This window comes from Streptosporangium album (assembly GCF_014203795.1).
Taxonomy (GTDB): domain Bacteria; phylum Actinomycetota; class Actinomycetes; order Streptosporangiales; family Streptosporangiaceae; genus Streptosporangium; species Streptosporangium album.
The window spans coordinates 1,232,600-1,243,309 of record NZ_JACHJU010000001.1 but is presented as its reverse complement, the minus strand read 5'-3'; the positions used below and the strand labels follow the sequence as shown (position 1 = coordinate 1,243,309).

Here is a 10,710-nt window from a genome sequence, read left to right as displayed (position 1 = left end):
GGCCCTAGGAACGGAGAGAACACGTGACCGGCATCCGCGGGCGGCTCCGCGCCGCACTCCACGCCGAGCTGCCCTCCGCCCATCGCCTGCGACGCGAGCTGCACGCCGAGCCGTGCGTGTCCGGCAAGGAGGGGCCGACGCGCAGGCGCGTCCTGGACGCCCTGCCCGAGGGCGCCGCGCTGGAAGAGGTGGCCGGCACCGGGGCGCTCTTGCGCATCGGCGGCGGCGGTCCGGCCGTCGGCGTGCGCGGTGAGCTGGACGCCCTGCCGATCGCCGAGCGGACGGGCGTCTCCTGGGCCGCGCACAACGGCGCCATGCACGCCTGCGGCCACGACGTCCACCTTGCCGCGCTGGTGGCGCTGACCAGGGCGGTCGACCGCGTGGGCGCACCCACGCCGCTGGTCGCGGTGCTGCAGCCGCGTGAGGAGACCTATCCCTCCGGGGCCCTCGACATCGTCGAGTCCGGCGCGCTCGACCGGCACCAGGTCCGCGCGATGGTCGCCGCACACGTCCAGCCGGTGCTCGGCGCCGGTGAGACAGCCTGCACGCCCGGCGCGGTCAACGCCTCCGCCGACGAGTTCACGCTCATCGTCCGGGGCCAGAGCGGGCATGCCGCCTATCCCCAGCTCTCCCGTGACCCGATCCTGGCGCTCGCCCAGATCATCGTGGCCGCGCAACAGCTCGTCAGCCGCAACTCCGATCCGATGACACCGACCGTGGTCACCTTCGGAACAGTCACGGCGGGCACCGCCCCCAACGCCACCCCCGCGGACGCCGTCGCCCGGGGCACCATCCGCACGATGTCGGAGACCTGGCGCGGCCAGCTCCACGACCGGTTCCGCGTGATCGCCGACGGGGTCGCCCGCGCCCACGGCTGCGAGGCGGAGGTGGTCATCGCGCGCGGGGAGCCGGTGCTCGTCAACGACGCCTGCCTCGCCGAGGAGACCGCCCACCTTCTCGACCTTTTCACCGGCCCCAACGCGGACGCCGAGTACGGCTATCACGCCCCCGCCACGCTGCGCTCCTGCGGAGCCGACGACTTCGCCCGCTACGCGTCGGTCATGCCGTCCCTGATGATGTTCGTGGGGGTCGACACGTCGTCTGGCCTGCACACCCCGGAGTTTTTGCCGGGTGACGAGGCGGTGACGGCGGTCGCCGAGAGCCTGCTCGCCGCCTACCTCGCCGCCGCACGGGTGATCGGCGGCACCGCTCGCTGAGGCGGACCGGTCGCTGAGGCGGATCGTTCGCTGAGGCGCGCCGGCGGCCTCAGGGGGCCGGTCCGGTGCCGGGAAGGTCCCCGGCGTGGCTTCCGGCCGGATCGGACCGCATACCGGCAGGATCGCTGGAATGCTGGCTGTATGCGCATCGACCTGCACACCCATTCCACCGCCAGCGACGGCACCGACTCTCCCGGAACGCTGGTGGAGGAGGCGGGCGCGGCAGGGCTGGACGTGGTGGCGCTCACCGACCACGACACGACCGCCGGGTGGGAGGCCGCCTCCGCCGCTCTGCCCCCCGGACTGACGCTGGTGCGCGGCGCCGAGCTCTCCTGCCGGTGGTACGGCGCCGAGCCGACGATGGGGCTGCACCTGCTGGCCTACCTGTTCGACCCCGGCCACGGGCCGCTGGCCGAGGAGATGGCCCGGGTGCGCCGGTCCCGCGAGCAGCGGGCGGACAAGATGGTGGCGTTGCTGAACGCCGGCGGCATCGACGTCACGGTGCCCGAGATCCGCGAGTACGTGGCCGGCGGCACGGTGGGCCGCCCCCATCTCGCCCGGGCTCTCATCAGACGGGGCCTGGTCGCGACGGTGGACGAGGCGTTCGCCCCGGAATGGCTGGGGCGCCGCTACTACCTGCCCAAGGCCGACATCGACGTGTTCACCGCGGTCCGGCTGGTGAACGAGGCCGGCGGCGTCTCGGTGCTGGCACACCCCAGGGCGAGCAGCCGCGGCCACCTCGTGCCCGACACGCTGATCGCCGAACTGGCTGAGGCGGGTATGTGGGGCATCGAGGCCGACCACATGGACCACCAGGCCGCCGACCGTGCGCACGTGCGCGCCCTCGCCCGCGACCTCGGGCTCCGGGTCACCGGTTCCAGCGACTACCACGGCACCAACAAGACCGTACGGCTCGGCGCCTCCACCACCGACCCGCTCGTCTACCAGGACATGATCTCCACCGCGACGGGCGCCGTACCCATCACGGGTTGACGGCGGAAGCACGCGCGGCGCGGTCAGTATCCCGTGGCGGGGTCGATCACCCCTTCGAGCGGCCGGCCCTCCCGCAGGTGGCGCACGTTCCGCTCCACCCGCTCGCAGAGCATCCGCAGGACGTATTCGGCGGAGTCCGCGCAGTGTGAGGTGATGAGAACCCTGGGGTCGTCCCACAGGGGGTGCCCCTCGGGGAGCGGCTCGGGATCCGTCACGTCCAGGCCGGCGGCGGAGATCGTCCCCGCGCGCAGGGCCTCGGTGAGCGCGTCGGTCTGGATGTGCGCACCACGCGCGACGTTGACGACGACGGCCTGCGGGGGCAGCAGCGCCAGCTCGGCGGCACCGATGATGTTCCTCGTCTCGGAGGTCAGGGCGAGGGCCACCACCAGGACGTCGGTCTCGGGAAGCGCGGCGTGCAACGCCGCCGGCGGCAGCGTCTCCTCGGCGCCCTCGACCTTCTCGGCCCGGCGGCGGATCACCCGGATCCGGCAGCCGAAGGGCTGCAGGAGACGGACGAGCTCGGCGGAGATGCCGCCGCCACCGAGGATCGTCACCCGCCGCCCGTGCAGGGACCGGGGATCCACCGCGTGCCAGCGGGGCGTCCGCGCCTGCCGTACGACGCTGCGCAGGCAGGCCAGGATCAGCAGCAGCGCGTGCTCGCCGACCTGCCCGGCGAAGGACCCCTTGGCGCAGGTGAAGACCGTCGGCCGGTGGAAGAGACCGGACGTCGCGAACCGCTCCACCCCCGCCCAGGGGAACTGCACCCACCCGATCCCGGGATGGTCGTCCAGCGTCTGCCGGAGCTGTTCCGGCTCGCCGGGGATGAGCCAGACGAGCCCGTTGGCCTCGGCCGGGGCGACGTTGACGCCGCCGCCGCCGGCCACGGCCTTCTCGATCTCCGAGCGCAGGTGGTCGATGCCGGGGGAGTTGGCGCGGCCGTAGGCCTTGCCCACTTCGGCGGACGGGGCTATCGCGATGCGGGCTTCCATGCCGGACATTCTGCCGCGCCCCCTCGACCGGAGGCCGCCCAGGGGCTCCGTCGTCCAGTCCGGTGGGAACGGCGGAAAGTCGCCCTCGGCTGTTCCTGATCCCGATGCGACCGGGTGCTCTCGAACCGGCTGACACGTAAGCCGTGGCCGAGGCTGGACGGCGGTGGCTGTCGAGGCGGCTCCACATCTGGTGATGCGGAAAGCCGCGGAAACGGCGAATGCCGCAGATGATCTCCCAGGCGTACGGAGGACTATATTTCGTTGAACGAAATATAGTCAAGATCGCGCGCGGAGATCCGAATCGCCGGAGACGTTCCCGGCCGGCGGGCGGGCGGTCCGCGACAGACGATGCGCCAGGTGGCCTGTTCCCCGTCCGGGTCGCCGACCTGGGCGGATCCCGTCGGCTGCGCACAGGTTCACCACCCGCCTCATGACCTGACAAAAACCTCTATAAGATCATTAGTTCCTTCGGTCCTCGCGGAGCCCCCGGGGCTTCGGTGGGACGTCGATGATCGGAAAGGAAACGCATGAACACTCGGAGCAAGTTCGCGGCTCTGGCGGGCGCGGTCATGGTCTCCACCTGCCTGGTGGCCGGTACGGCCCCGGCGAACGCGGCCGTCCCCTGCGGCGGCTACAGCCTGATCGACACCTACAACATCCCCAAGAGCGGCCCGAAGAAGGGTGTCATCGAGCTCTACTACAACTCCCGCAACGGAAAGAACTGCGCCATCGCCCGTGGCTCCAGGGTCGGCGTGACCTACAAGTCGGTGACCATCAGCCTCTCCAAGGGCACGTTTGCCGACCATGACTACGGGCAGTTCGCGCAGTACGCGGGCCCGGTGTACCTCTCGGCCAGGCACAAGTGCATTGACGTCTCGGGGTGGATCGGTAACACCAAGCGCGAGGTGCACGGGGTGCACTGCGGCTGAGGGGCCTGGTGCGAGAGCTGTTCTCATCCGGGGGGAAAGCGGGTGAGAGCAGCTCCGGCGGCGGCCCTGACGCCGGGGCCGCCGCCGGGCGGCGTGGGCTCGGCCGCCCCACCCGGAGCGCACGACGGCAACCCGCCCGAAGTCTCCGCCGACACGCGGACGAGTCACCGCTCCCGCGTCACGCGACTCTGATGTCTATCTGCGGGGAGTGCTTCGGATCCATCCAGCGCAGCACCTGCAGCAGTTCGTCGACCGGCAGGCTGACGCAGCCGGCGGTGGGCGCGCCGGTGCTGACGTGGAGGAAGATCGCGCTACCCAGGTAGGGGGTGCGAGCCTTGGTGTTGTAGGCGATCACGGCACCATAGTTGTATGCCGGGGGGTTCATCATGCTCTCGGGATTGGCGCCGGGATCGGCGTAGCGGGTATCCACCCACTCGTTGTAGAGGGGGCTGGTGGGGTCGTCATCCCACTTGTCGTAGGAGAACACCTGCCGGTAGGGGAACTTCACACCGGGGTTGGGCTTGATCCCGAACATGAAGTCGAACCCGTACGTGCCGGACGGGGTGCGCCCGTCGCCCTCCCGCTTCTGGCCTGGCGGGGCGATGCCGTTCTCGCCGACGTTCGCTGTCCACGGCCCGTACACCTTCACCCACCGGCCGTCCTCTGCGGTGTAGGCGACCAGTGTGGCAGTGGTCTTCTGGTAGGAGTCCGCCGTCACGGTGATGAGCTGCCGTCCCGGCGACGGGGGCGGCAGAGCGGCCTCAGACGCAGACGCGTACGCGGCACGGGCACCGGAAAACCCACTGAAGATCATGACGAGTGCAAGCAGAGCGGCACACACGCGGGCGGAAGCCATCATCAGGTCCGCAGCCGCTCTCCGATCAGCGTTGTCCATACAGCTCACGCTAACCAGGCGAGAGTCTCGCCCGGCATGGCGCCCCCGCTCTTTCCGGTGGTGGCACGGCATCGGGAGACGCCATCGCGGAGACGTCACCGTCCGTTCTGGGAGAAGTGCTGGTAGTCCTTCTCACTCGACCAGGACCCGCCCCAGCCCCAGCCGATCTTCTTGAACGCGCTCACCACGTCGTCACCGGGGTTGATGACCCCCGGCCGGTGCAGGGGCCGCCGAACGTAGTCTTTCGCGTTCGCGGGATCGACGGTGCCGCCGGGATAGGGGTGGATATAGGGGTTCTCCCGGGGGTTGACATCGATCGCCAGGCCGTAGGCGTGCTGCGACCAACTGCCTGAGGTCTCGACGCGCCGGCAGTTGAAGGCCGAGGTGTTGTCCGCCGCCATGGAGGCGTCGTCGCTGCCCTTGTAGACGTCCACCCGTCGCATCTGCCGTATGGGGAAGCGCTGACCGTACAACTTCTTGAAGGCCGAGACGACCTGGCCGGTTACCGACCTGTTGACCACCAGCTCTCCCGTGTGGGGCCTGCCGTCGAAACCCCAGTAGGTCATGCTGATCATCCTGAGGTCGTCGGGACGCACCGGGCAACCTCGGCGCCAGGAATGGCTCAGCTGGTCCGGGGACACCGGCGTCACCGTGGCGGTGAACGTCTGCGGTGGGCCGGGGGGAGGGGTCCCCGGCGGTGACGCCGCAGCCGTCGTCATGGCGATGCCGGTCACGCTGAGCAGAACGAGTGCCGCCGCGGTCGGCATGCGTCGTGGGATGAATGCCATCTCCCCAGGTTAGGCGCCCTCCATCTGCCTGCTCAGCCCGAGGTCACGGGAACGCGGAGGCCGGGGCCTGGCCGGTGGCCTCTCGGGTTCGGGGCCATGCGCCTGCCGACCGGACCCGGCGCCACCTGAGCCGTGGCCGCCGTCCCGGGCGGCACGTTCAGGGTTTCCCCGAGGGGCCCTTCAGGGGCGTCCCCCGATGCGCGGCGGCGACGTCCGCGCAATGATCCAAGGCATGAAGACGATCGTGATGGCAGGCGGCCTGCTGGTCTCCGCGGCGTTGTTGACGGGGTGCGGGCTGACGAGCATCGGCGGCTCCGCCAACCGGGACACCGTGACGTACCAGGTGACGGACAAGGTGGCCAAGCTGAGCCTCAAGAGCGGGTCCGGTGACGCCGACATCACCGAGACCGGTGGGAACGCCGTCCGGGTCGTCGAGATGCTCCGGTGGAATGACGAAAAGCCCGAGACCGAGCACAAGGTCGACGGCGACCTGCTGTCCATGTCCTATGACTGCCCGGCGAAGTGGGACAACTGCGGCGTCGACTACAAGATCGAGATCCCCAAGGGGCTGCAGGTGGACCTGGACGGAGGCTCGGGTGACATCACGCTGACGTCCCTGACGGGGCCGATCGGCGTCTCCGTGGGATCGGGCAACGTGAAGGGCACAGGCCTGGCGGGAGAGCAGGTCTCCGTCGAGACCAGATCGGGCGATGCCGAGTTGAAGTACACCGCCGTCCCCGGCGGCGTCGACATGAAGACCGGTTCGGGCAACGCGACCCTCCACGTCCCCGACGGGCCGTACGAAGTGAGAACCAAGGCGGGATCGGGCGAAATCCAGGTTTCCGTGAAGAACGTCGTGAGTTCCCCGCACAAGGTGACGATGACCACAGGCTCCGGCGACATCAACGTGCTGCCCGGATGACCGGGTGAGCACACCGAGGGTGTTCCAGCGGCGAAGAAGCGGATGTCTCAGCGGCAAGGAAACGGTTACCGGTTCGGGGGAGTGTTCGAGAGCCGGTCCAGCCATTCGGTCATCAGGGCCGTTTCGGCGGCGCTGAGCGCCGAGTCCGGCGACTGGCGCAGCAGCGCGCTCAACCGGGCTGCCGTGGAGGGCAGTTGCACGTCGTCCGCGCCGCTCCCGGAGTCGTCGGAGGCGGTGCGCGGGCCGGTCACGTCCGGGGTGAAGACGGCCGCGTGCACGGCGTCGCGTACGCGCCGCGACATGCTCTTGTCGGTGAAGGTCGAAGGGCGGGAGACAAGCATCAGCGCCACACCGACGTTGGCCGACATGACGATCTGGGCGGCGAGTTCGGGGGCGAGGCGCAGTTTGCCCTGTGCCGCCGCCCGTTCCAGGTCCCGTGTGAGGATCTGATGGGACTCCAGCGCCGCGGCCGGCGGTGTGCGCATCGCGGGGGAGTTCATCAGCCGGTACAGGTTCGGGTTCTGCAGGGCGAAGTCCACGTGGCTGTCCCAGCCGTTGCGCAGGTCCTCCACGGGGTCTGCGCCGGGGCTGCGCCGCCGCTTCGTCGCCAGGTACTTGTCGAAGCCATAGTCGACGACGGCCGACAGCAGACCCTCTTTGTCTTTGAAGTGCCGGTAGAGCGCCGGGGCGCCCACCTGCGCGGCCTCGCACACGGCCCGTGTGGAGACATCCCCGTCCGGAGACTCCGCGACCAGGCCGGCCGCCACTTCCAGGATGCGTGTTCGCGTACTCATGGAAACGACGCTATCAAGATCAGCGTAGCGATGCTAAGCGCGGCGACCCGTCCTCCTCCCGGCCGAAGGTCAGGCGGTGGTGTGGGGGATGAGGAGGTCTTCGAGGCCGATGCGGGTGAGGAACTCGGCGCGGATGCGGTCGGCGACCTGGCTGACCTCCTCGGCGCCGTCCCCTGCGGGGTCGATGTGGACGCGGAACGGCCGGGTGCCGTGCGGGGCGTCGACGACCTCGACGATGGCGTCGGCGACCTGGGACACGTCGGCGCCGGCCGGTGCGAGGGCGGCCAGGCGCTGCGAGACCTGGTCCATCAGGCCGGCGTAGCGCTCCTCGTAGGCGGGGATGACGGTCTGCTCGGCGGGATGTCCGCCGGTGGCGAAGTGGTTGGTACCGGAGGTGAAGGAGCCTGGCACGACGATGGAGGTCTCGATGTTGAAGCGGGCCAGTTCGGCGGCGTAGGAGACGGCAAGGGAGTCCATGGCGGCCTTGGCGGCGAAGTACGGGGCGAGGTAGGGCGGGGTGCCGCCCCTGGTGGACGTGGAGCCGATCCACAGCACGAGGCCGCTCTGCTGGGCGCGCAGGTGGGGCAGGGCGGCCCGGTTGACGCGCTGGGTGCCCAGCACGTTGGTGTCGTAGACGGCCGCCAGCTCCTCGGGGGTGAAGGCCTCGGTGGGGCCGGTGACCATGTGGCCGGCGTTGTGGATGAGCACGTCGAGGGCACCGGCCTCGGCCAGGACGGTGGCGACGGCGGCGTCGGCGGACTCCTGGGAGAGCACGTCGAGTTCCACGGTGCGCAGGTCCACCCGCTGCTCGGCGGCGTAGGCCTTGGCATCGGCGACACGGCCGGCGTTGCGGCCGGTGGTGTCGCGCATCGCGGCGTAGACGGTGTGCCCGGCCTGGGCCAGCGCTCGTGCGGTCAGCGCCCCGAAACCGGAACCGGCACCCGTGATCAAGACTGTCTTGCCCATGACGGAACTCCTCGGTTGATTGAGCGGGAAGGGCGGGGGAACACGGGCGCGCGTCAGACGATGCCGCCGTTGGCGCGCAGCACCTGGCCGTTGACCCAGCGGGCGGGGCCGGCGAGGAAGGAGACGACCTCGGCGATGTCCCGTGGGGTGCCCAGGCGCTCCAGCGGCGGCTGGGCGGCCATCCTCGCGACGGTCTCCTCGTCCTTGCCGTCCAGGAACAGCGCGGTGGCGGTCGGTCCGGGGGCCACGGCGTTGACGGTGATGTCCCGCCCGCGCATCTCCCGGGCCAGGATCAGGGTCATGGCCTCGACCGCCCCCTTGCTGGCGGCATAGGCGCTGTAGCCGGGGATGGCCAGCGACAGCACGGAGCTGGAGAAGTTGATGATCGCCCCGCCGTCGCGCAGCCGGCGTGCGGCCTGCTGGTCGACGACGAACGTCCCGCGGATGTTCGTGCGGTGCATCCGGTCCAGGGCGTCCAGGTCGGTGTCGACCAGAGGGGCCAGCGTCATGACGCCCGCCGCGTGCACGACCACGTCGACTCCCCCGTAGGTCTTCTCGGCCACGTCGAAGAGCGCCGACACCGCGGCCTCGTCGGCCACGTCGGCGCGGAAGGCGATCGCCTGCCCACCGGCGGCGACGATGGCCGAGACCGCGGCCTCGGCCTCGGTCTGGTTGCCCGCGTAGTTGACGACGACGGCGAACCCGTCGGACGCCAGCCGCTCGGCGCTCTCCCGGCCGATGCCGCGGGACCCGCCGGTGACGACGGCCACCCGGCGTGAAGTGGTCGGTTGCTCGCTCATGGCATTGCTCCTCGTCTCCGCTGGGTTGAGGTCCGTCTCAACCTGACGTTATCAACGATAACATGATTTCGGTAGCAGCGTTACTCCAGGGGTATAGCGCTGCTCCGCCCTGTGGGCCGACCGGGTCCGGGGCCGGGGGCGGGTCCTGGCCACGGGCACTGCCTTCCCCGGTGCCACGCCGTGCCCTACCTGTCGGCGACTCCCGCCCCGGTCGCCGAGGTGTCAGCGCGGCGGGACGGACCCTCCGCCCGCCGCCGTGACGAGGCCGCTCTCGTAGGCGTCGAGGTCGAACATGGTCACGATCGGCACCCTGGCCCGGCCGCCGATCAGCCGGAGGGACGCCTGACGCCGGGGGTGAGCGCCTCGGGGGCCGGTCAGCGTGTACATCCTGCCCCCGCAGGCCGTACCGGATCGGCGTCCGCGCTGTTGACGTCTCCGAAAGCCGCGATGGCCGGGGCAACCAATACGACCGAAACGATTTTCGGTCTGATCGGGCCTCCCGAGTTACCTAACACCCCGTAGGGACTTCACGCAGTCGGGCTGCCGGTCACCCCCGGAAGTTCAGCACGGACCGGTCTTTTATCAGCCGGCTGCGCCGTATCCCGCTCGCTGTTCCTGCACTTCCCCGGAGCACTCCGATGATGCCTTCCCTGCGCCCACGAGCCTGCGAACTGCCATGGGGACCATCTGCGGCCTGCTCACCAAATATGGGAGTGCATATATGGATGCAAGATGGGACGGCGTGCGCAAGGAACATCCTGACAGCGGGATCATAATTCGGCTAGGTGGTTACAAGGAGGCGCCTTACATTATCAGCATTGCGTCGTAAAGCGCTGGAATGACCAAGCCCGAGCTCCTCCGACTAGGGTCTGCGCATGACGCGCGTTCGCTTGCTTCTCGCTCTGGTGGTCGTGTTGTGTGCCGCCCTTGTCGAGGCGGTCCGTCAGCGCGAGGTGACGCGCATCGCGAGCGCCAGGGAACCGGCGCTCCATGGCGCGGAGCTCCGGGGCGTCAAGCAATTCGATGCCGTGCTCCCGGGCCTGATCGCGATGCGTATCCATCCGGATGCTCACATATGGTCCGCCCTGGTGGATTCCGTGATCTCCGAGCGCCGAGGCCCCCTGCCCGGCACCGACGATGTCGAGGCGGCGGCGTTGAGCGCCGACGGGCGCACGGCGGTGACCGGCAGCAGGCGTGGTGCGGATGTATGGGATGTGACGGACCCCTCCCATCCGGTCCAGGTGGCCGCTCTCGATGTGCCCGGCAATGAGGTGAATGCGGTGGCGTTGGACGCGGACGGCCGGACCGCGACGGTCGCAACCCCCAGGTGGGGGCGATGACCTGGGACCTCGCCGGGATCAGCGCGGACCCGCTCCGGCCAAGGGTATTTCACCCGCGGGCGGAATCGTGTCCACGC

General features: G+C 70.0%; 12 protein-coding genes. 5 read left to right on the top strand and 7 right to left on the bottom strand.

What is annotated here, in order from left to right; all coding sequences use genetic code 11:
- Nucleotides 1–23 precede the first annotated feature (23 nt).
- Both FHR32_RS05880 and FHR32_RS05875 read left to right on the top strand, forming a co-directional pair.
- Complete coding sequence (locus FHR32_RS05880; RefSeq protein ID WP_184753357.1) at nt 24–1,217, top strand: M20 metallopeptidase family protein; 1,194 nt, start codon at nt 24–26, stop codon at nt 1,215–1,217.
- Nucleotides 1,218–1,358: 141 nt separating this feature from the next.
- Nucleotides 1,359–2,210, top strand: coding sequence for a PHP domain-containing protein (locus tag FHR32_RS05875; RefSeq protein ID WP_184753356.1), 852 nt, complete (start codon nt 1,359–1,361; stop codon nt 2,208–2,210).
- Between the two features lie 23 nt (nt 2,211–2,233).
- Here the strand turns inward: FHR32_RS05875 and FHR32_RS05870 are convergent, their stop codons facing one another.
- Nucleotides 2,234–3,199 carry a D-isomer specific 2-hydroxyacid dehydrogenase family protein gene (locus FHR32_RS05870; RefSeq protein ID WP_184753355.1) on the bottom strand — a complete coding sequence of 322 codons (966 nt, stop codon included), beginning with the start codon at nt 3,197–3,199 and terminating at the stop codon, nt 2,234–2,236.
- Nucleotides 3,200–3,726: 527 nt separating this feature from the next.
- Between FHR32_RS05870 and FHR32_RS05865 the strand changes: the two genes are divergently transcribed.
- Complete coding sequence (locus FHR32_RS05865; RefSeq protein ID WP_184753354.1) at nt 3,727–4,128, top strand: hypothetical protein; 402 nt, start codon at nt 3,727–3,729, stop codon at nt 4,126–4,128.
- A 178-nt stretch (nt 4,129–4,306) separates the two neighbouring features.
- Here the strand turns inward: FHR32_RS05865 and FHR32_RS05860 are convergent, their stop codons facing one another.
- Both FHR32_RS05860 and FHR32_RS05855 read right to left on the bottom strand, forming a co-directional pair.
- Nucleotides 4,307–4,846, bottom strand: a complete 540-nt coding sequence (locus FHR32_RS05860; RefSeq protein ID WP_184753353.1) for a L,D-transpeptidase family protein — start codon at nt 4,844–4,846, stop codon at nt 4,307–4,309.
- Nucleotides 4,847–5,118: 272 nt separating this feature from the next.
- Nucleotides 5,119–5,811 carry a M15 family metallopeptidase gene (locus FHR32_RS05855; RefSeq protein WP_246465996.1) on the bottom strand — a complete coding sequence of 231 codons (693 nt, stop codon included), beginning with the start codon at nt 5,809–5,811 and terminating at the stop codon, nt 5,119–5,121.
- A 232-nt stretch (nt 5,812–6,043) separates the two neighbouring features.
- On the opposite strand from FHR32_RS05855, the gene FHR32_RS05850 reads away from it, so the two are divergent.
- Nucleotides 6,044–6,733 (top strand): DUF4097 family beta strand repeat-containing protein, encoded by a 690-nt coding sequence (locus tag FHR32_RS05850; protein ID WP_184753352.1) that lies wholly within the window; start codon nt 6,044–6,046, stop codon nt 6,731–6,733.
- A gap of 65 nt (nt 6,734–6,798) precedes the next feature.
- Here FHR32_RS05850 and FHR32_RS05845 read toward each other — a convergent pair whose 3' ends face one another.
- From FHR32_RS05845 to FHR32_RS05830, 4 genes are all read right to left on the bottom strand, one after another.
- Nucleotides 6,799–7,527 (bottom strand): TetR/AcrR family transcriptional regulator, encoded by a 729-nt coding sequence (locus FHR32_RS05845; RefSeq protein WP_184753351.1) that lies wholly within the window; start codon nt 7,525–7,527, stop codon nt 6,799–6,801.
- A gap of 69 nt (nt 7,528–7,596) precedes the next feature.
- Entirely contained in the window at nt 7,597–8,493 is an 897-nt protein-coding gene (locus FHR32_RS05840) for an SDR family oxidoreductase (RefSeq protein WP_184753350.1), read from the bottom strand.
- Nucleotides 8,494–8,546: 53 nt separating this feature from the next.
- Entirely contained in the window at nt 8,547–9,293 is a 747-nt protein-coding gene (locus FHR32_RS05835; RefSeq protein WP_184753349.1) for an SDR family oxidoreductase, read from the bottom strand.
- Between the two features lie 222 nt (nt 9,294–9,515).
- Nucleotides 9,516–9,680 (bottom strand): hypothetical protein, encoded by a 165-nt coding sequence (locus tag FHR32_RS05830; RefSeq protein WP_184753348.1) that lies wholly within the window; start codon nt 9,678–9,680, stop codon nt 9,516–9,518.
- A 488-nt stretch (nt 9,681–10,168) separates the two neighbouring features.
- Between FHR32_RS05830 and FHR32_RS05825 the strand changes: the two genes are divergently transcribed.
- Nucleotides 10,169–10,633: a hypothetical protein gene (locus FHR32_RS05825; protein ID WP_184753347.1), complete on the top strand. Its 465-nt coding sequence runs from the start codon at nt 10,169–10,171 to the stop codon at nt 10,631–10,633.
- Nucleotides 10,634–10,710 lie beyond the last annotated feature (77 nt).

Bases quoted from the DNA above. Each gene is read 5' to 3' on its own strand.
- FHR32_RS05840 (WP_184753350.1), bottom strand. From the start codon at position 8,493: ATGGGCAAGACAGTCTTGATCACGGGTGCCGGTTCCGGTTTCGGGGCG.
- FHR32_RS05845 (WP_184753351.1), bottom strand. From the start codon at position 7,527: ATGAGTACGCGAACACGCATCCTGGAAGTGGCGGCCGGCCTGGTCGCG.
- FHR32_RS05865 (WP_184753354.1), top strand. From the start codon at position 3,727: ATGAACACTCGGAGCAAGTTCGCGGCTCTGGCGGGCGCGGTCATGGTC.
- FHR32_RS05870 (WP_184753355.1), bottom strand. From the start codon at position 3,199: ATGGAAGCCCGCATCGCGATAGCCCCGTCCGCCGAAGTGGGCAAGGCC.
- FHR32_RS05875 (WP_184753356.1), top strand. From the start codon at position 1,359: ATGCGCATCGACCTGCACACCCATTCCACCGCCAGCGACGGCACCGAC.
- FHR32_RS05855 (WP_246465996.1), bottom strand. From the start codon at position 5,811: ATGGCATTCATCCCACGACGCATGCCGACCGCGGCGGCACTCGTTCTG.
- FHR32_RS05830 (WP_184753348.1), bottom strand. From the start codon at position 9,680: ATGTACACGCTGACCGGCCCCCGAGGCGCTCACCCCCGGCGTCAGGCG.
- FHR32_RS05825 (WP_184753347.1), top strand. From the start codon at position 10,169: ATGACGCGCGTTCGCTTGCTTCTCGCTCTGGTGGTCGTGTTGTGTGCC.
- FHR32_RS05835 (WP_184753349.1), bottom strand. From the start codon at position 9,293: ATGAGCGAGCAACCGACCACTTCACGCCGGGTGGCCGTCGTCACCGGC.
- FHR32_RS05850 (WP_184753352.1), top strand. From the start codon at position 6,044: ATGAAGACGATCGTGATGGCAGGCGGCCTGCTGGTCTCCGCGGCGTTG.